The sequence below is a fragment of the Kaistia terrae genome, assembly GCF_026344005.1.
Classification (GTDB): Bacteria; Pseudomonadota; Alphaproteobacteria; order Rhizobiales; family Kaistiaceae; genus Kaistia; species Kaistia terrae.
On the sequence record NZ_JAPKNH010000004.1, the window covers coordinates 468,382 to 487,346 of the forward strand.

Here is an 18,965-nt window from a genome sequence, read left to right on the forward strand (position 1 = left end):
GCGAGGGAAGCGGAGGGGCGCGGCTTTGGTCGGCGGCAACAAGGGATGGATTGTCAATAATCGCGAATATTTGATGTGAGCAACGGTGCGCGGTCTACCGCAAGCAGGAGTATAGATTCGCAGTCGAGTGCTCTTTTGGGTAGGGGGCTGGCATGTCGCTGTCGCTCGATGAGTATATTCAGGCTTCGAAGAGGCTGGAGGAGGCTCAGCAACGGCGGGTCGATTCTTATCGGCCGTTCCTGCAGTTCCTGATCGGACATCTCACCTTCACCGGCATCATCCTCGTCGGCGCCTTGGCGTCGCTGCCAAAGACGGGCGCGGAGTTGACGCGGCCCATGGCGGCCGCGCTCGGCGGTGTTGTCGCCTGGATGGCGATTTCGGCGCTCGCGGCCAGTCTGGTCGCGCTGGTGGTCCAGGGAATGCGATTGGTTTTCCTTAAGCGCGGGCGCAAACCGCAGGATGAATGGACCAAGACCCTCTATGTTCTCTGCCTGGTACCGATCATTCCCGGCGTCATCGCGGTGGTCTATTGCGTCCGCGCCGGCGCGGTGCTGCTGGGCACGACGCCGGTCCTGCCGTCGATCTGCGACGCGCTGCGCAGCCTGCTGCTGTTCTGAGCCGCCTCAGGCTTTCTTGACGAACTCGGCCCGCAATACGAGGCCCTTCACCTGCTTGGTGCTGCATTCGAAGGTGTCGGGATCATCGGTCAGGCGGATGCTCTTCACGATAGTGCCGCGCTTGATCGTTTCCGACGTGCCCTTGACCTTCAGATCCTTGATCAGCGAGACGGAATCGCCGTCCTTCAGCTGAGTGCCGTTGCTGTCCCTGACGATGATCTCGTCCGACATGAGCTTTCTCCGGGTTCGATAAAAGTGTTGTGGCGATAGAGGCGGAGTGCCTAGACGGCGCGCCAGCCGATGTCGCGGCGGCAAAAGCCGTCCGGCCAGTCGATGGTATCCACCGCCTGGTAGGCGCGCTTCTGCGCTTCGCCAACCGTGGCGCCGAGCGCCGTCACGTTGAGGACGCGGCCGCCATTGGCGACCAGCTTGCCGTCAACCAGCGCCGTGCCGGCCTGGAAAACCTGCGTCTCCGGCAGCGCATTGGCTGCCTCGATGCCGGCGATCGGGGTGCCCTTTGCGTAGTCGCCGGGATAGCCGTTCGCCGCCATGACGATGGTCAGCGCTGCTTCCGGCCGCCAGCGCGTCGTGACGCCCTCAAGCTTGCCCTCGGCCGCCGCCAGCAGCAATTCGAGCAGATCGCTCTCCAGCCGCATCATCAGCACCTGGCATTCGGGGTCGCCGAAGCGGACATTGTATTCGATCAGTTCCGGTCCCTTGGCGGTGATCATCAGGCCGGCGAACAGCACGCCCTTGAACGGCGCGCCGCGCGCGGCCATCGCGGCCATGGTCGGGCGGATGATCTCGTTCATCGTGCGCTCGATCATCGCCTCGGTCATCACCGGCGCGGGCGAATAGGCGCCCATGCCGCCGGTGTTCGGGCCGGTATCGCCATCGCCGACGCGCTTGTGGTCCTGGGCGGTGGCGAGCGGCACGGCGTTGACGCCGTCACAGATGGCGAAGAAGCTCGCCTCTTCGCCAATCAGGCACTCTTCCACCACGACTTCGGCGCCGGCCGAGCCGAACGCGCCATCGAAGCAGGCGTCGATCGCTTCATGGGCCTCATCCAGCGTTTCCGCCACGACAACGCCCTTGCCGGCGGCGATGCCATCCGCCTTGACGACGATCGGCGCGCCCATCTTCGTCGCATAATCGCGCGCGGGAGCGGCTTCCGTAAAGCGCTGGTAGGCCGCGGTCGGGATGTTGGCCTCGGCGCAAAGGTCCTTGGTGTAGCCCTTCGAGCCTTCGAGGCGGGCCGCCTCCTGGCCGGGGCCGAACACCTTGATGTTGGCCGCGTCGAGCGCATCGGCGAGGCCGGCGACCAGCGGGGCTTCCGGGCCGACGATGACGAAATCGATCATGTTGTGGCGGCAGAAGTCGATCACGGCGTGATGGTCGAACGGATCGAGCCGGACGAGTTCGGCCAGCGCGCCGATGCCGGGATTGCCGGGAGCGGCAAAAAGCTGGCCGAGACGGGGCGATTTGCGCAGCGCCCAAGCCAGCGCATGTTCGCGGCCGCCCGATCCGATCAGGAGAATGTTGATGCGCGTCTCGGTCATGCTGCGGCCCGTCGTTGAATCTTGTGTCCGGCGCTTAGCAAGCGGATGGCGGAATGTCGAATCCGGCGGTCGCATTTTTCCGACTCTGCTGTCGCATGAAGCCGGCGTATGGATCGCCGAACGCCGTTCCGGTCACGCTCCGAATCTGCGACGTTCCGAGGCCACGCAATCGAGCCCGAGTGGATTCTAGTAAAGGTTGGCATGACCGAATACCGTCAACACATCGACAGCCTGCGCCAATTGATTTCCGGCGCCACCGCGACCGACGCCTGGGGACGAAAGCCGCAGATCGCCTTCCATGTCGAAATGTGCCTCGGTCATGTCGGCTGGAGCGAGGGGATCGGCGCGGCGGCGACCGACATGACGGCGCGCTGCTACGAATATCTGAAGATCGCCAGTCGTCCTTCGGCCGTCGAAGCCGAGGCCTTGGCGCTTGCCCTGCGAGAGGCGCTGGCGGCAATCGACGGTTTCGAGCGCGCGCTGGATGAAGCCGCAAGCGAAACGCGCGGCGCTTGAAGATCAACGCTGTCCTCGGCTTCAAGCCCGCGTTCCGACGCCCGCTTGCCGACCCTTTCGCGCCTCAGCGAAGCGCCCGCGCCATGAAGCGCGTGCCGGCGACCGGCGTTTCGTAATAGGGCGCTATGGGGGCGAAGCCTGCCTGTTCGTAGAGCGAGATCGCGGCCTGCATGCTCGGCAGCGTGTCGAGCAACATGCGCCGATAGCCGATCTGTTCCGCCGCCGAGACCACGGCCGTCAAAAGGGCACGGCCTACGCCAAGTCCGCGCCCGGCCGGCGCGACATAAAGCCGTTTCATCTCGCACTCTCCCGGATCCGGCAGCGGGCGCAAACCGACGCAGCCGAGCGCCGCGCCCTCGACGCCGCGTGCCAGCAGCAGCGCTCCGGCCGGCGGCGCGTATTTGCCGGGCATTGCCAGCATCTCGGCTTCGAAATCCTGAAAAGCGAGGTCGATCGGCAGCGAAGCGGCATAGGCGCGGATCAGCGCGACCGCGTCGCTCAAATCGCGTTCGGTGCCGATGGGATCGATGCTGAAGCGGCGCGGAAGCATGTCTGGAGCCTAGCGTCGCCGCGAAGGGGCAGCAATCACCGGATGCGGGCGGGCGCGAGACCTTGCAACAAGCGGTCGCGTGGGCGCGCGTGCCGAACTGGTGTATGAAAGGCGCTCCCACGACCGAACCGGATGCGCCTGATGAGCCTGAGCCATGGAACCGTTGCCGACGCTGACCGGGGCAATTGGGTCGATCATTATGCGCCGCTCTGGCTCCGGCCTTACGCCCGACTGGCGCGCTGGGATCGGCCGATAGGCTGGTGGTTGCTGTTGTTGCCCTGCTGGTGGTCGGCAGCGCTGGCCAGCAATGCCGCTGGCGCGACTTGGCCCAATTTCGCGCATCTCGTCCTGTTCCTGATCGGCGCGGTCGCCATGCGTGGCGCCGGTTGCACCTATAACGACATTGTCGATCGCGATCTCGACGCCGGCGTCGCCCGCACGCGCTCGCGGCCGATTCCAAGCGGTCAGGTCCGCGTCCGCGATGCCAAGATCTTCCTGCTGATTCAGGCGCTGGCCGGCCTTGCCGTGCTGTTGTCGCTGAACTGGTTTTCGGTGCTGCTTGGCCTCGGCTCGCTGGTGGTCGTCGCCGCCTATCCGTTCATGAAGCGGATCACCGACTGGCCGCAATTCGTGCTTGGCCTCGCGTTTTCCTGGGGCGCGCTGATGGGCTGGTCGGCCTGGTTCGGCAGCTTGTCGCCGGCGCCGATCCTGCTCTATGCCGGCGGCGTGCTGTGGACGATCGGCTATGACACGATCTATGCGCTGCAGGACATCGAGGACGACAAGATCATGGGCGTCCGCTCGACCGCGCGGCTGTTCGGCGACCGCGCGCCGCAGATTGTCGGCCTGCTCTATGCCGGTGCGGTGCTGCTGTTTGCCGGCGCCCTCTGGATGGTCGGTGTCGGTTGGGCGGCCTGGCTCGCTCTCGCTCTGTTCGCAGTCCATCTCGCCTGGCAGGTCGTCCGGGTCCGGCTCGACGACGAACCGCTGGCGCTGCGCCTGTTCAAATCCAATCGCGACGCGGGGCTGATCCTGTTCGCGGGCCTTGTGATCGACGGCTTGATCTGACGGCAGTCCTGCCGGCCGCTTTCGCGTTCACGAACAAATCACTTGAAGATCGAACCCATGTCGGGCGCTATCTGGCGCTCGCATTGCCTTCGATTGGAGATTTTCACAAAGGATTTGTTTGGGAGCGATAGCATATGTCCGCAGAACAGCTTGCATCCGCCTCCGATGTTAATCCCGCCGCCATCGTCGATGCCATGCTCGGCTTCCACAAGACAGCCGCGCTCAAGGCCGCTATCGAACTGGATCTTTTCACGGCGATCGCGGCCGGAAGCGATACGCCTGAACTGTTGGCCGGCGCGACCGGATCGGCCGAGCGGGGGGTGCGTATCCTGGGCGATTTTCTCACGACGGCGGGCTTCCTGACCAAGGATGGCGCGCGCTACGGGTTGACGCCATCGAGCCAGGTGTTTCTCGACCGCAAGTCGCCCGCCTATATGGGTGGGGTCGCCGATTTCCTGACCGCGCCGGAGAATCTGGAGCTCTTTCTCGATAATCCCGCCGCCTATGTGCGCAATGGCGGCTCGCCAGGCCTCGCCAACATGGCGCCGGATCATCCGGTCTGGCTGAAGTTCGCCGAGGCGATGATCCCCTTCGTCGGCGTCAGCGCCGCTGGCGTCGCCGCCGAGGTCGCTAGTTGGCCGAAGCCGCCGCGAAAAATCCTCGATATCGCCGCCGGACACGGCATGTTCGGCATTCTAGTCGCCAAGGCCTTGCCGAATGCCGAGATCACGGCGGTCGACTGGGCGGCAGTCCTGGAACTGGCGAGGCGCAATGCCGAGAAGGCGGGCGTCGCCGGACGTTATCGGACGATTGCCGGCAGCGCTTTCGATGTCGATTGGGGGAGGGACTACGATCTCATCCTGCTGCCGAACTTCCTGCATCATTTCGATGAGGAAACCTGCACCCTGCTTCTGCGGAAGGTGAAGGCGAGCCTTGCTCCCGACGGGCGGGTGATCGCGGTCGAGTTCGTGCCGAACGAGGACCGCGTCTCGCCGCCCTTCGCGGCGGCGTTCGCGCTGGTGATGCTGGCGACGACGCCGCGTGGCGACGCCTATACGACGAGCGGCTTGAGCGCCATGGCGCGAGCTGCCGGCTTCGGCGGCGTCTCGGTCCGAGCCTTGCCGCCAACGCCCGCCAGCCTGGTCCTGTTCGAGCCGTGAGGGCGCGAGAGTTTAGTCGCGGGCGATGATCTCGCGGGCGTAGAGCGTCTCGACTTCCTTGTAGAAGCCGGTCTTGCGGCGCTTCAGGAAGCGCGGGCGACGGCCCTTCAGCGAAGACGGCGACCGGCGGGACATGGGCTGGCCGACGACCAGCTGGCCCATCTGGTCGAGCGGCGCGCGGACGGTGCCGTCGCCATCGACGATCAGCAGCGGCAGTCCGAGCGCGCGGCCCCAGGCCTGCCAGTCGGCGGCGACATCCTCGCCATCGCCCAGGTCCTCAAGCACGACCAGCGGCAGCGACATCGACGGATCGCGGTGCATCAGTTCGACGACGGTGTGGATCGCGCCGGTTTCGGCATCGCCCGTCATGCGGACGGCGACGCCGCGAAAGGCGCTGACCGGGGTGGAGAGGGTGGTCGGGATGCCGCCGAGGCGACGCTTGACGATCGCCTGCTGGCGATCGATGTAGACCGACGGCGTGGTGGCGGAAGCGGGGCCGGCGAGGGCGGCGGAATAGCGAACCGGCAGCGCGAAGGGGTCGAGACGCAGGTCGTTACCAAGGGCGCCAGATGCCTGAACCGATGCGTTTGCCATTGCCTTGCACTCCATCACTGCCTCGCTTCGGTCCGGTTAACAGGACCTTAAGGGGTTGGCCCGGTTGGCTGGGCCCGCTCTCTGTTGAAGCGACAATGCCATGCGATCCGCCATATAGAGCTTAAGGGACATGGTTAACGCCCCGGCGATGATGGGCAGGGTTAGCGTCTGGTGATCGAAGACGGTTGACGAAAACTTGCTGAAATAAGGCACGCCACCCGGCAATGGCGGCAGCCCGCCAATTTCGCACGAAGCGGACGCGGCGCGTGTCGGCGGTGTTCGTGCAGGACGGGATCGACGAGGCTGTGCAGAGGTGGAGCATCCCGCTATGGGCGGGGTGGCGCGGCGGACAAGAGTGTCAACTTTTGCGACGGGTGCGATGCTCGGGGCGTCAATATTCGGGCGAGGGGAAGTCGCGCACTTTCGCGACAGGACGCCTCGGCCAGGCTCACGCAAGACCCTCACCCAACCCTCTCCCGCGAGCGGGCGAGGGCTTTTCGGCCGGCTTGGCGTCGATGGGGAGGCTGGGCGCGGTGCGCTCCCTCTCCCGCTCGCGGGAGAGGGTTGGGGTGAGGGGCTGTCGGCGAAGGCTCTCAGGGCAGCAGCATCTTGCCGGGGTTCAAGATCCCGTTCGGGTCGAGCGCCTGCTTGATCGAGTGCATCATCGCCATCGCGACAGGGCCTTTTGCCGCCGGCAGCAGGTCGCGCTTCAGGCGGCCGATGCCGTGCTCGGCCGAGATCGAGCCGTGATAGCGCGCGACGATGCCATGGATCAGCGCGTTGACCTCGTCCCAGCGATCGAGAAACGCCTGCTTGTCGGCGCCGATCGGCTGCGTGATGTTGAAATGGATGTTGCCGTCGCCGAGATGGCCGAACGGAACCGGCCGGCAACCGGGCACGAACGCCTCTATCGCCGCGATGGCCTCTTTCAGAAAGGCCGGCACGCTGGCGACCGGCACGGAAACGTCGTGCTTGATCGAGCCGCCTTCCGGCTTCTGCGCTTCCGACATGCCGTGCCGCATCCGCCAGAACGTGTTTCGGTCGGCCAGCGACTGGGCGATGGCGGCGTCGGCAACGACGCCTCGCTCGAAGGCGGTGGCGAGGATGTCTTCGATCGCGCCGGCGGCGGCCTCGTCGGAATGGCCCGATGAGATTTCCATCAGGGCATACCAGGGCGCCGGGGTGGTGAGCGGATCGCGCGAGCCGGGGATATGGCGCAGCACGAAATCGACGCCGATGCGCGGCATGAGTTCGAAGCCGGTCAGATCATGGCCGGCGCGGTCGCGCGCGAGGTTGAACAAGGCGAGCGCCGCCTCCGGGTCGGCCAGCGCCGCGAAGGCGACCGCCTGGCCTTTTGGACGCGGATAAAGCTTCAGGACGGCGGCGGTGACGACGCCGAGCGTGCCTTCGCCGCCGATGAATAGCTGCTTCATGTCGTAGCCGGTATTGTCCTTGCGCAGCGCGCCAAGACATTCCCAGATCCGGCCGTCCGCCAGCACAACCTCAAGACCCAGCACGAGATCGCGCATGTTGCCATAGGCGAGAACGGCGGTGCCGCCGGCATTGGTCGAAATATTGCCGCCGATCCGGCACGAGCCCTCGGAGCCGAGCGAGAGGGGAAACAGCCGGTCGGCCGCTTCGGCCGCGTTCTGCACGTCGGCGAGAATCGCGCCGGCTTCCGCCGTCAGCGAATATCCCTCGGCATCGACGGCGCGGATTTTCGTCATCCGGTCGAGCGAGAGCACGATTTCGTTGCCGCTGGCGTCGGGAACCTGTCCGCCGACCAGGCCGGTATTGCCGCTTTGCGGCACGATGGCGGTACGCGTCTCATTCGCCAGCGCGAGGATGGCCGAAACCTCGGCGGTCGAGCCGGGACGGAGCACCAGCGGCGTCTCGCCCAGATATTTGTCGCGCCATTCCATCCGGTAGGGATGGGTCGCTTCAGGGGCGGTGAGGGCGGCGCCCGGAGCCACAAGGGCGGCGAAGCGGGCGAGGAGTTCGGGCGTCGGGCGGTTCAACATGATGGCGGGATTCGATCCTAGCTGACGGCCAGCAGGATACGCATCTCGGGGCCCTTGTCGAAAGGCGGCAGCGCTCCGGACAAAAAAATATCGCCGGCCTGCATGGGCAGGCCGGCGATGGGTTCGATCGGTGGCGCGTCGCCGCGCCACCGTATTTCAGCCGAGACTAGCGGCAGTTCTGACCCGGCCGGCAATTGCGGTTGCGGTTCTGCTGCGGCCGGTTGCGGTTCTGGTCGTTCGACCGGGCGCGCTGCTGCTGTGGCCGGGCGTTCTGCTGCGGCCGCGCATTCTGGCGCCGTTGCTGCTGCGGACGGGCATTCTGGCCCGGACGCTGCTGTGGCCGAGCGTTCTGACCCGGACGCTGCTGCGGCCTGGCGTTCTGGTTCGGCCGCTGTTGCGGACGAGCATTCTGGTTCGGCCGCTGTTGGGGACGGGCGTTCTGGTTCGGCCGCTGTTGCGGGCGCGCATTCTGGTTGGGCCGCTGCTGCGGGCGTGCATTTTGCGCCGGACGCGACGGACGCGTTGCCTCGGGCCGGTTCGGACGATTGCCCGGACGGCTCTCGGCACCGGGGCGACCTGCCTCGGGGCGCGACGGACGCGTGTTCGCGGGCCGCTCGGGCCGATTCGGACGAGCATTCTCGCTGCCCGGACGGTTCGGGCGGTTATTTTCGCTGCCGGGCCGGTTCGGACGGTTGTTCTCCGAGCCCGGACGATTCGGCCGGTTGTTCTCGGAACCGGGGCGATTGGGCCGGTTGTTTTCGCTACCCGGACGGTTGGGGCGATTGTTCTCGGAACCGGGCCGGTTCGGACGGCCGTTTTCCGCGCCCGGACGGTTCGGGCGGTTGTTTTCGCTGCCGGGCCGGTTGGGGCGGTTGTTCTCGCCGGGACGATTCGGGCGATTGCCTTCACCGGGCCGGTTCGGACGATTGCCGTCGCCGGGGCGATTGCCATCAGGACGATCGGGGCGGTTCGGACGGTTGGGGCGATCCGGCCGATTCGGCCGATCGGGCTGCCAGGCGCCCGGCGGACGCGGACGGTGCGGGCGGTTATTCCAACCGGGGCTGCCATGCCAATGATGGTTGACCCACACATTGTTCCAGCCGCGGTTGTTCCAGCCCCAGCGATTGTTCCAGCTCGAGCCGACGAGAACGGCGGTGCCGAAAATCAGCGCGCCGGTTGCGGCGGTCGTGAACACGTCGGCGGAATTATAGACCGGGACATAGATCCGCTCCGGCTGGGCCGGGGCGATCGAGATGACGCGCGGCGCACTCGACGTCGCCGGCTGGACGGTGACCACCTGCTGCGGCGTCGTGTTCAGGTTGCCGACCTTCTCGGCCTGCGCGCGCAGCAGCTGGATGACGGTGGCGACATCTTCCGGCTGGCGGTCGAAGGCGAAACCGAGCGACTCGGTCCATTCCTCATGGTCGACCAGCATCTCGATCACGGAAGGGAAGCGCATCAGCGCGACGACAGGCGCGTCGAGGCCAAGCTTCTCGGCCTCGGTATAATCCTCGGCTTCGATCGCCTTCGGGTTGGCGCTAAGCCATTCATCGGCCTTGAGGAGTTGATCCGGCGTCGTGCTGGCCGAAAGCACCAGGGCGAGCAGCGGATCCGGATAAAGCGCGATCGGGCCGAGCAGGAATTCGAGATCGGAGACCGTGTAGAGATCCGCATCCTCGTCGGCCGTCGATGCGGCGGCGGCTTCTGCCGCGCCTGGCACCTTGTCGGGCAGGGCTGGAGCGGATTGCGGCGCGGCGGGGGCCGGCTGGGTTTCGTTCTGGGCGACCTTGATGGGCGCTACCAGGGTTTCTGCGAGCACGGGATAGATTGTCGTCGACCAGCCAAAGACGGCGGCGACCGCGAGTCGGGAATAATTGCCTGTTCCGAACCAGACCTTGTCTTTTAGTCTTGGCACCATGTCGGAGCCTCCTGTCGGTCTCGATTGCCGATTGATGGCACAATCAAGCAATCTTCGGTAGCTTTACCCATCGGCACCTAGCCCCATGGTTAAGTTTGGGATGGGGTGCCGGTCTTTGGGATCGGCAGCCTATATCGGGGCGATTTCAGCGTTTTGAGCAATTCCAATGCGCTAGTGTCCCGCGTTCCGCGACAGGCTTACATCTAGTGTGATGGGCGACGCCTTGCTTCGCCTTGAAGCGCAATGGACCGTGTGCGATAGGAGGCGCGCCTCCAGACGTACGAAGAGGGAAAAATAGGCATGATTGAAGCAGGCGGTTTGATGAAGGGTAAGCGCGGCCTCGTGCTGGGCGTCGCGAACAACCGGTCGATCGCCTGGGGAATCGCCAAGGCTGCCCACGACCACGGCGCCGAACTGGCTTTTACCTATCAGGGCGATGCGCTGAAGAAGCGCGTGGAGCCGCTCGCGGCTGAACTCGGCGCGCTGGTCGTCGGTCATTGCGACGTCACCGACGCCGCCTCGATCGACGCGGTGTTCGCCGAAGTCGAAAAGCAATGGGGCAAGCTCGACTTCCTCGTGCATGCCATCGGCTTTTCCGACAAGGACGAGCTGACCGGTCGCTACGTCGACACGACCGAAGGCAATTTCAACAAGACCATGCTGATCTCGGTCTACTCGCTGACCGCTGTGACCCAGCGCGCCGAGAAGCTGATGACGGATGGCGGCTCGATCCTGACGCTGACCTATTATGGCGCCGAAAAGGTCATGCCGAACTACAACGTCATGGGCGTCGCCAAGGCCGCGCTCGAGGCGAGCGTTCAGTACCTGGCCGTCGACCTCGGACCGAAGAACATCCGCGTCAACGCGATTTCCGCCGGTCCGATCAAGACGCTGGCCGCTTCCGGTATTGGCGATTTCCGCTACATCCTGAAGTGGAACGAATACAACGCGCCGCTGCGCCGCACGGTCACGACGGAAGAGGTCGGTGATTCCGGCGTCTATTTCCTGTCGGATCTGTCGCGCGCGGTGACGGGCGAAGTCCATCACGTCGATTCGGGCTACCACGTTGTCGGCATGAAGGCCGTCGACGCGCCCGATATCTCCGTCATCAAGGACTAGCCTGGATTTCTCGGAGCATGGCCGTGCCGACTATCGTCTTCATTCGGCACGGCGAAACCGACTGGAACGCCGAAGGGCGTTTCCAGGGCCAGCGTGACATTCCGCTGAATGCCCACGGCCGCACCCAGGCACAGCGCAATGGCCTCGTGCTCGCCGAGCGCATGCCCGAAACGGCAAACTTCGACTTTGTCGCCAGCCCGCTCGAACGCACACGCCAGACCATGGAAATCGCGCGCGGCGCCATGGGCCTCGACCCGTCCGGGTATCGCCTCGAGCCGATCCTGAAGGAAATCACCTTCGGTCGCTGGGAAGGCTATACCTTGGCCGAGCTCGAGCAGAGATGGCCGGATCTGGTCACGGAGCGCCACGCCGACAAATGGGGCTTCCAGCCGCCGGCTGGCGAGAGCTACGCGATGCTTTCGGTCCGGATCGGCGCCTGGCTTGCCGGCGTCACGCGGGACACTGTCGTCGTCTCGCATGGCGGCGTTTGCCGTGTCCTGCGCGGAATCCTGCAAAATCTCGACACCTGCGACACGCCCAATCTCGATGTTCCGCAAGATCGGATTTACGTCTGGAACGGCAGCGAAGCCTGCTGGATCTGATCCGCTGCCGGCTTGTCCGTCGTCCATCTCGCAATCCGCTTAGCCTGAAATCCGAACAAATAAAAACGACGCCCGAAGGCGTCGTTTGATCTTGCATTCGATGGATGAAATCGAAGCGATCAGCCCCGGCTGTTGTCAGCGCGGGCGCGGTTTGCCGTGAAGGCGCCGAGGCCCTCGCTGCCATTGTGGCTGACGCCGATCGACTGGCCCGGATAGATGCCGAGCAATTGCTTGCCATTGACGAAGTTGAACGTCTGGCCGCCCTGCAGGGTGAGGGTACCGGTCGAGGCGTTGACGCTGACAACCGTGCCTTCGGTCTGCTCGGCGGCGAAAGCGGCGGCGCCCGAAGCGAGGAAAGCGACGGAAGCGGCGGCGATGATGAGATTACGCATTGTTTTCATTCCTGGTCGAACCCGGTTCGACATTGTTGTGCCCGTTCGAGGGAGGGCAATTCCCGTCCGCCTGTCGCGGGGACGACCGGCGGGAAGTGGGCTGGTGTCCGGAGGGGGCCGGACGCCTGCCTTGGAGGTCAGTCAAGGTCGAGATGAGATCGCGAGGTGCGATCAATCGTTGGCGGGCGCCGGATTGAAAGCGCCGAGGCCCTGCGAGCCGGCATGGGTGACGCCGACGGTCTGGCCCGGCAGGATGCCATAGAGCTGCGTGCCGTTGGCGAAGGTGAACGTCTGGCCGTTCTGCAGGGCGAGCGTGCCATTCGAAGCGTTGACGCTGACAACCGTGCCTTCGGTCTGCTCGGCAGCGATGGTGGCGGCGCCCGAGGCGAGGAAGGCGACGGAAGCGGCGGCGAGGATGAGATTGCGCATTGTAAGTCTCCTGGTCGAACCACGTTCGACATGATTGTGCCCGGTCGGGGGAGGGCAATTCCCATCCGCCTGTCGGGGGGAATGACAGGCGGGAAATTCAAGCCGGCGTCCGGAAGGGGGAGGAAGCTGGACGCCGGCCTGACGGCTCAATTCGAGATCGCGACGTGCGATTAATCGTTGGCCGGGTTCGGATTGAAGGCGCCGAGGCCCTGCGAGCCGTCATGGGTAACGCCGACCGTCTGGCCGGGCAGGATGCCGTAGAGCTGGGTGCCATTGGCGAAGTTGAACGTCTGGCCGTCCTGCAGCGTCAGCGTGCCGTTCGAAGCGTTGACGCTCGTGACGGTGCCTTCGGTCTGCTCGGCAGCCATGGCGGCTGCGCCAGAGGCGAGGAAGGCGACGGAGGCGGCAGCAATAATAAGGTTACGCATCTTTTTTTCTCCTGGTCGAATCGGTTCGACCTCTTGCGGCGACGGCCCCCTTTTCGGTGGGGCGGTTCATTCATTTCGTCGCCGGTGAGCTGTAATTGGTCCTGATCGCCGCGAGTTGCAAGCGCGAGAATATTTTCAAAAAAGGCCTCACAGGCCCTAGAATTCCTAATTTCGAATACATTACAGGCCAATCTGGGTTCAAATTTCTCCAAAATTGCCAAAACAAGGAATTATTTGCGAACGAGCATCGCGATTGTTCACGCGTCGCTATCAGACTGTTCAAAATGGTGCTGTGCTTATTATTGTCAAAGCTCATCAAATTCGATTTGCCGGATAAGTTTCGCAGTCGTTGCAGGCGAATCGTATGTGTTTGGCGAGTTGATTTCGGTAAAAAATATAGTGACTGATTATTGTCCAAGCTCATTTAATGAGCGCTCGTGCTCGCGGGCGAGCCGGATTTGAGCGAGGCGGCCGCGCGCCGCTTTCGTCACGGCGAGGATGTCGGGCTGGGTGCGGCTGGGAGTTCGCGTCGCGCCGGCGCCTGGACGGCTGTCGTCCGGGTGCGCCGGTCGGCGGCCCGATGCAGGGGCACGCGGGGGCGTTGCCAGTCGGGAGAGGCGCGCAAACAAAAAAACGACGTCCGGAGGGGTGCCGGGCGTCGTTTTCGGGAGGTCAGTTCAGATAGTCAGGTCAGATAGCCGGGTCGAGATGAGACCCGACTTGACGTCAATCAATCGTTGGCGGGGGCCGGATTGAAAGCGCCGAGGCCCTGCGAGCCGTCATGGGTAACGCCGACGTCCTGGCCCGGCAGAATGCCATAGAGCTGGGCGCCATTGGCGAACGTGAAGGACTGGCCATCCTGCAGGACGAGCGTGCCGTTGGAGGCGTTGACGCTGATAACCTTGCCTTCGGTCTGCTCGGCTGCGATGGCAGCGGCGCCGGAAGCGAGGAAAGCAACGGAAGCGGCGGCAATGATAAGGTTACGCATCTTATTTTCTCCTGGTCGAATCTTCGTTCGACACCTTCCCGAGATCGGTCCGAACCATGGGGTTGGTTCGCTTCATTCCGTCTCCGGTGACCTGTAATTGGATCTTTGGGTGCGTGGATGCAAGTCGCCAAAAAGTGATGATAGTGTCGATTTTGGCTCTGGAATTCCAAAATCGGCGCACGTATTCGTCTTAATTGGCAAATAATTGCGAAAAACTGGCCAATTCCGGAATTACGTTCGATTCGCGATTGGTATTGTTCACGAATATCCCTGAGCTTGTTCAGTTAATTGCAGTGCTTATGATAGCCAAAGCTCATTATTAGCCGGCGACGCGGAAAAATCGATGCCGGGTCACGCCGATGATTGGCGATCGGACGATCGTTTCATCCGTTATAAAATGACCGGCTTAGATATTTTGGAGCGAGGCGGGGGCAAATGCGGGCGGCCGGGCCGGCGGCAGACCCATAAGCAGGCCCAGAAACGACAACGGCGCCCGGAGGGGTACCGGGCGCCGTTTTCAGAGAGTAGCGTCGACGGGGAGGTCAGTAATTTCCGTCGTCGCCGTCACTCCCCAGATGGGATCGAAGTTTTCCCGCCAATCCGCGCAGCGGCCCGAGTGAACCGCGTCAGGCTGGCGTTTGAATATGCGATCAAGTGGGGCCGTTTTCCGGCCGCATCCAGTCCCAGACTCAGGAAAGGCTTCGTTGCTGATGATAGCAAAGCTTACGATCAGTGCAAGTGATTATGTGTGATGCTCATTCGAGAGGCATCGTTTCCGCTTATCCGTCCCTGTGCGAAGCTGGCGTTTGACGCGAGGGCTCCGGCTTTCTAGAACCGTGGCCAGTCTTTCGGGAGCGCCTTCGCCCATGTCGCACAATACCTTCGGCCATCTTTTCCGCGTCACGACCTGGGGCGAGAGCCACGGACCCGCGCTTGGCGCGGTCGTTGACGGTTGCCCGCCGCGCATCGCCATCTCGGAGGCCGAGATCCAGGCCTGGATGGACAAGCGCAAGCCCGGCACCTCGCGCTTCACCACCCAGCGCCGCGAACCCGACGAGGTCCGCATCCTGTCCGGTGTCATGCCACAGGAAGATGGCACGCTTTTGACAACCGGCACGCCGATCGCGCTCGAGATCCAGAATGTCGACCAGCGCTCCAAGGACTATGGAGACATCAAGGATCGCTATCGGCCGGGCCATGCCGACTTCACCTATGACCTGAAATACGGCATCCGCGACTATCGCGGCGGCGGTCGTTCCTCGGCCCGCGAGACGGCGGCGCGCGTTGCAGCCGGCGCCATCGCCCGCAAGGTCGTGCCGGGCATGTCGGTGCGCGGCGCGCTGGTGCAGATCGGCCCGCACAAGATCGACCGCTCGCGCTGGAACTGGAACGAGGTCGACCAGAACCCCTTCTTCTGCCCCGACGCCGAGACGGCGAAAGTCTGGGAGGAATATCTGGACGGCATCCGCAAGGCGGGCTCTTCCGCCGGCGCGGTGATCGAGGTGATCGCCGAGGGTGTGCCTGCCGGCCTCGGCGCGCCGGTCTACGCCAAGCTGGACCAGGATATCGCCAGCCTGCTGATGTCGATCAACGCCGTGAAGGGCGTCGAGATCGGCGAGGGCTTTGATGCCGCCGCGCTCACCGGCGAGGAAAACGCCGACGAGATGCGGATGGGCAATGACGGCGAACCGCTGTTCCTCTCCAACCATGCCGGCGGCATTCTGGGCGGTATCTCGACCGGCCAGCCGATCGTGGCGCGCTTCGCCGTCAAGCCGACCTCGTCGATCCTGACGACGCGCCGCTCGATCACGGCACAGGGCGAGGAAGTCGATGTCATGACCAAGGGCCGGCATGACCCCTGCGTCGGCATCCGCGCCGTGCCGATCGGCGAGGCGATGGTCGCCTGCGCCGTCGCTGACCACTATCTTCGTCATCGCGGCCAGAGCGGATAGGGCAGGGTCAGCTGCCCTGGCCCCTCGTCAATTCATTGATATAGCCCGCGGACAAGCCGTTCAGCGTGTTCCAGTCGGCACGACCGGATACGGATAGCCCCGTGTCCTTCTGGAACTGGACCAGTGCGTCAACGCTGTCATTCGACAGCACATAGCGGTTCTGTCCCTTGTCGAACTCGATCGGATTTGTGACCTTGAGCGACTTGCCGACGGAGAAGAGCGCGACTACGGATGCGCTCTTGGCTAGAGCGCCTTGTCCCCCCTGGCGCGAACGCTCGGCAAGCTCGGTTGCTGCCGCCGCTGCGCGGGCGCTGTCGCCGGCATTGATCGCATCAATTAGCGAATTGCCAACCTTGGCGAGGTCGGGGGGGAGGGCTTTGTAGTCCGTCTTGAGGATCGTCTCGAAGTCGGTGGCGAACATCGACCGGGAGAAACGGAACACGATTTCCTGGTGCGAGCATTTCTGCCATTCGCTAGAGCCAACATAGAATACCAGTACGGGCTCGGCCGAGAAGCTGAGATTGGTGCCCGGCCGGCAGTCAAAGTGCGTCTGCTCATAGACGCCGTTCGAATCCGCCAGTGGCGCTGGTTGCTCCGTCGTGGTGCGAAGCGCCAGATGCGCCCTGATCGGCTTACCTGTCGATTCATCCAGCGTTCGGATCAGGAGGGTGCCGACATCTGTTGACGGATCAGCTGCCTCGCTCGTGCGAACCCCTGCCGTCGAAACGCAACACGACATCAAAACGAGAGCTGTCAACTTCATCCTTCGTCCCCTTCGGTTTGCCCCTGGAGAAGATCAGTACCAATAGATAAAGTATGACGAGCCCCAGGATCGACACCAGCATGGCCAACAAGATCGTCGTATAGTGCTTGGCGATGAGTGCCGTAAAGGAGCGTCCCCGAACGATTGAAAAGCTCTTTTCCTGGTCGGCCTTCGGACGGAAGGTGATGCCCGGAACGGTCGTTTTGTCAGCAAGCCGAATGTCGAACGTCATGCGCGATCCCGCGATAAGACTGAGCGAAATCTGGATGGCGCTTGCCTCGTCATTTACATTTTTGACGGCCTTTGGAGCGACCTCGTACAACGTCGTGCTGAAGAAGCTTAGCACGGCTGCGTTGGCGTTGACCGGCAGGAAGCAGTCGGACCCATTCGGGCAGGCGACGGCGACAACCAGATCGTCGATGGTTCCGCTCAACGAGGAGTTCTGCACCACGAGCCGGAACCGCGGCGGTGTGGTATCGGGATATATCGCCGTCTCATATTGGATGAAATAAATCGAACTCAGCCGGTCGATGGATTTGTCCAGTAGCCAGCCGACAGATGCCAGTAGAAGCACGAGAAGGGCGGGTAAAGCGGTGCTCCGAAGCGTGTCCATGCCACGAGTCTCCCCCGAGACTGGTATCGAACTGCTCAAGAAGGAATACAATGAAGGGAAGGGGAAGGAAAGGCGACGCCGTGCCTTCCACATAATGCAGCGTCGCCACGTTTTGCATTCAAATGTAGATGGCGGAGGGCGACGGCATGAGCGTCACGCGGATCGGTGAATTCAGGGCAGCTGATGGCAAGGGAGACGCGCTGGCGGACTTCCTTGCCTCGATCAAGGCGATCATTCTCGGCTCCGAGGGCGCGATCTCCTGCGAATTGTTTCGCGATCAGGCCGATCCCGCCCGCTTCTTCGTGATCGAGCACTGGCAGACGGCCGAGGCGCACCAGGCCTCGGTCAAGAACATCCCGCCCGATCTGTTCAAGGCGGCGATGGCGCTGTTCGGCGACGCGCCGAAGGGCAGCTATTTCGATAGCATTGGCTGAGGGGCAGGGCCCAAACGGTTGACGGACCGTTCACTGTGCGAGCGCCTGATAAGCTCTATATACAATAGAGAGTGCTTATCGGAATTTCACAGGACGTCTCGCCTTGCTCAAGCTTCTCACCATCGTCGCTTCGACCCGCCCGGGCCGCGCCGGCCTCTCGATCGGCACCTGGTTCCAGGACATCGCCTCCGCGTACAAGGACTTTCAGGCTGAACTGATCGACCTGAAGGCCGTCAACCTGCCGATGTTCGACGAGCCGCATCACCCGCGCATGCGCCAGTATGTGCATCAGCACACCAAGGACTGGAGCGCGACGATCGCCGCCGCCGATGCCTTCGTGTTCGTGATGCCCGAGTACAATCACGGCTTCACGGCGCCGCTGAAGAACGCCATCGATTACCTGTCGCATGAATGGGCCGACAAGCCGGTCGGCTTCGTCAGCTATGGCGGCGTCTCGGCCGGCACGCGCGCCGTTCAACTGCTGAAGCCGGTTGCCGGCGCGGTGGGCCTGGTCACGGCCGGCGAGGTCAACATTCCGTTCTTCGCCCAGTACCGCCAGGACGAGACCTTCGCGCCGCCGGAGAGTTTCGCCGATGCGGCAAACCTGATGCTGAACCGCGTGGCCAAGGTCGGTGCGACGCTCAAGGCGGGCCGCAAGGAACTGGTGGCCGCCTGAACGGCGCTCTCTCGCACGGATGAAAATGGCGGCCTCGAGCCGCCATTTTTCTGTCTAGTCGCGCTCGATGCGGCACTGGAAGCAGTTGTTGGTCGAGGACCGGACATGGACGAAGGCGATGTCGTCGCGCGCGAGCCGTTCGCCTGCCTCGACGCCGATCGCTTCGCGTGGCACGACCTTGCCGCTGCCATAGACGATGCGCTCATCGGCCGAATAGCCCCGGATAATATAGGCGTCCGATGTCAGCATCGGTGGCAGGGCGTTGCTCTCCTCGGCGCGGGTGCAAGCATCGGCGCACAGGAAGATCGGCCCCAGTTCGGCATAGGGGTTGATCGTCTCGAACGGCCGGTGCGCCACGATCAGATAGGGCGCCCCCGCCGACACAAGATCGAGGCAGTGGCGGCAGGGCACTCCCTTGCCGTCCGAAATCCGGCGCTCGGGCGGCTGGCCGTTGGCATCGAGCCCGCCGCTGCGATAGTCCGCGGCGACCGGGCTTGGAATGGCGATATAGCGAAGGGCGGGCATCGAAGCTTCCTCTTGGGTTGGGAAGCATCGATGGAGCGCCG

22 protein-coding genes are annotated in these 18,965 nt (G+C 63.7%); 9 read left to right on the top strand and 13 right to left on the bottom strand.

The features are described from left to right. Positions 1-152: 152 nt before the first annotated feature. Positions 153-617 (top strand): hypothetical protein, encoded by a 465-nt coding sequence (locus OSH12_RS14705; protein ID WP_266344314.1) that lies wholly within the window; start codon positions 153-155, stop codon positions 615-617. Positions 618-623: 6 nt separating this feature from the next. On the opposite strand, the gene OSH12_RS14710 is transcribed toward OSH12_RS14705, so the two are convergent. After that, positions 624-848 carry an alkylphosphonate utilization protein gene (locus OSH12_RS14710; RefSeq protein WP_266344315.1) on the bottom strand — a complete coding sequence of 75 codons (225 nt, stop codon included), beginning with the start codon at positions 846-848 and terminating at the stop codon, positions 624-626. 50 nt (positions 849-898) lie between these two features. Then, positions 899-2,161 carry a phosphoribosylamine--glycine ligase gene (purD, locus tag OSH12_RS14715; protein ID WP_266344414.1) on the bottom strand — a complete coding sequence of 421 codons (1,263 nt, stop codon included), beginning with the start codon at positions 2,159-2,161 and terminating at the stop codon, positions 899-901. A gap of 216 nt (positions 2,162-2,377) precedes the next feature. On the opposite strand from purD, the gene OSH12_RS14720 reads away from it, so the two are divergent. After that, positions 2,378-2,692, top strand: coding sequence for a hypothetical protein (locus OSH12_RS14720; protein ID WP_266344316.1), 315 nt, complete (start codon positions 2,378-2,380; stop codon positions 2,690-2,692). A 64-nt stretch (positions 2,693-2,756) separates the two neighbouring features. Here OSH12_RS14720 and OSH12_RS14725 read toward each other — a convergent pair whose 3' ends face one another. Then, entirely contained in the window at positions 2,757-3,242 is a 486-nt protein-coding gene (locus tag OSH12_RS14725) for a GNAT family N-acetyltransferase (RefSeq protein WP_266344317.1), read from the bottom strand. Positions 3,243-3,383: 141 nt separating this feature from the next. On the opposite strand from OSH12_RS14725, the gene ubiA reads away from it, so the two are divergent. Next, positions 3,384-4,310: a 4-hydroxybenzoate octaprenyltransferase gene (gene ubiA / locus OSH12_RS14730; protein WP_266344318.1), complete on the top strand. Its 927-nt coding sequence runs from the start codon at positions 3,384-3,386 to the stop codon at positions 4,308-4,310. A gap of 134 nt (positions 4,311-4,444) precedes the next feature. Beyond that, positions 4,445-5,470 carry a class I SAM-dependent methyltransferase gene (locus OSH12_RS14735; RefSeq protein ID WP_266344319.1) on the top strand — a complete coding sequence of 342 codons (1,026 nt, stop codon included), beginning with the start codon at positions 4,445-4,447 and terminating at the stop codon, positions 5,468-5,470. A gap of 12 nt (positions 5,471-5,482) precedes the next feature. Here the strand turns inward: OSH12_RS14735 and OSH12_RS14740 are convergent, their stop codons facing one another. The 3 genes from OSH12_RS14740 to OSH12_RS14750 all read right to left on the bottom strand — a co-directional run bounded on the left by OSH12_RS14740 (position 5,483) and on the right by OSH12_RS14750 (position 10,003). After that, positions 5,483-6,064, bottom strand: a complete 582-nt coding sequence (locus tag OSH12_RS14740; protein ID WP_266344320.1) for a DUF6101 family protein — start codon at positions 6,062-6,064, stop codon at positions 5,483-5,485. A gap of 593 nt (positions 6,065-6,657) precedes the next feature. Beyond that, positions 6,658-8,085 (bottom strand): FAD-binding oxidoreductase, encoded by a 1,428-nt coding sequence (locus OSH12_RS14745; protein WP_266344321.1) that lies wholly within the window; start codon positions 8,083-8,085, stop codon positions 6,658-6,660. Positions 8,086-8,251: 166 nt separating this feature from the next. After that, positions 8,252-10,003, bottom strand: a complete 1,752-nt coding sequence (locus tag OSH12_RS14750) for a DUF3300 domain-containing protein (protein ID WP_266344322.1) — start codon at positions 10,001-10,003, stop codon at positions 8,252-8,254. Positions 10,004-10,303: 300 nt separating this feature from the next. Here OSH12_RS14750 and fabI point away from each other — a divergent pair, with 300 nt between their 5' ends. Further along, a complete protein-coding gene (gene fabI / locus OSH12_RS14755; protein WP_266344323.1) occupies positions 10,304-11,122 on the top strand; it encodes an enoyl-ACP reductase FabI in 819 nt (272 codons plus the stop codon). Positions 11,123-11,139: 17 nt separating this feature from the next. Then, positions 11,140-11,724: a histidine phosphatase family protein gene (locus OSH12_RS14760; protein ID WP_266344324.1), complete on the top strand. Its 585-nt coding sequence runs from the start codon at positions 11,140-11,142 to the stop codon at positions 11,722-11,724. A 119-nt stretch (positions 11,725-11,843) separates the two neighbouring features. Here OSH12_RS14760 and OSH12_RS14765 read toward each other — a convergent pair whose 3' ends face one another. The 4 genes from OSH12_RS14765 to OSH12_RS14780 form a co-directional block, all read right to left on the bottom strand. Then, positions 11,844-12,116 (bottom strand): hypothetical protein, encoded by a 273-nt coding sequence (locus OSH12_RS14765; protein ID WP_266344325.1) that lies wholly within the window; start codon positions 12,114-12,116, stop codon positions 11,844-11,846. Positions 12,117-12,287: 171 nt separating this feature from the next. After that, a complete protein-coding gene (locus tag OSH12_RS14770; protein WP_266344326.1) occupies positions 12,288-12,545 on the bottom strand; it encodes a DUF1344 domain-containing protein in 258 nt (85 codons plus the stop codon). Positions 12,546-12,715: 170 nt separating this feature from the next. Next, positions 12,716-12,973 (bottom strand): DUF1344 domain-containing protein, encoded by a 258-nt coding sequence (locus OSH12_RS14775; RefSeq protein ID WP_266344327.1) that lies wholly within the window; start codon positions 12,971-12,973, stop codon positions 12,716-12,718. Between the two features lie 730 nt (positions 12,974-13,703). After that, the gene (locus tag OSH12_RS14780; protein WP_266344328.1) at positions 13,704-13,961 is read right to left on the bottom strand and encodes a DUF1344 domain-containing protein; all 258 of its coding nucleotides are present in this window, start codon (positions 13,959-13,961) and stop codon (positions 13,704-13,706) included. An 866-nt stretch (positions 13,962-14,827) separates the two neighbouring features. Here OSH12_RS14780 and aroC point away from each other — a divergent pair. Then, positions 14,828-15,913 carry a chorismate synthase gene (aroC, locus tag OSH12_RS14785; RefSeq protein ID WP_266344329.1) on the top strand — a complete coding sequence of 362 codons (1,086 nt, stop codon included), beginning with the start codon at positions 14,828-14,830 and terminating at the stop codon, positions 15,911-15,913. Between the two features lie 7 nt (positions 15,914-15,920). On the opposite strand, the gene OSH12_RS14790 is transcribed toward aroC, so the two are convergent. Together OSH12_RS14790 and OSH12_RS14795 are read right to left on the bottom strand one after the other, a co-directional pair. Next, complete coding sequence (locus tag OSH12_RS14790) at positions 15,921-16,676, bottom strand: hypothetical protein (protein WP_266344330.1); 756 nt, start codon at positions 16,674-16,676, stop codon at positions 15,921-15,923. Continuing rightward, complete coding sequence (locus tag OSH12_RS14795; RefSeq protein WP_266344331.1) at positions 16,603-17,289, bottom strand: hypothetical protein; 687 nt, start codon at positions 17,287-17,289, stop codon at positions 16,603-16,605. The genes OSH12_RS14790 and OSH12_RS14795 overlap by 74 nt, the downstream gene beginning before the upstream one ends. A 146-nt stretch (positions 17,290-17,435) precedes the next feature. Between OSH12_RS14795 and OSH12_RS14800 the strand changes: the two genes are divergently transcribed. Continuing rightward, a complete protein-coding gene (locus OSH12_RS14800) occupies positions 17,436-17,723 on the top strand; it encodes a putative quinol monooxygenase (RefSeq protein WP_266344332.1) in 288 nt (95 codons plus the stop codon). Positions 17,724-17,826: 103 nt separating this feature from the next. After that, positions 17,827-18,399: an NADPH-dependent FMN reductase gene (locus OSH12_RS14805; RefSeq protein WP_266344333.1), complete on the top strand. Its 573-nt coding sequence runs from the start codon at positions 17,827-17,829 to the stop codon at positions 18,397-18,399. A 54-nt stretch (positions 18,400-18,453) separates the two neighbouring features. On the opposite strand, the gene OSH12_RS14810 is transcribed toward OSH12_RS14805, so the two are convergent. After that, complete coding sequence (locus OSH12_RS14810; protein ID WP_266344334.1) at positions 18,454-18,924, bottom strand: DUF1203 domain-containing protein; 471 nt, start codon at positions 18,922-18,924, stop codon at positions 18,454-18,456. Positions 18,925-18,965: the final 41 nt, after the last annotated feature.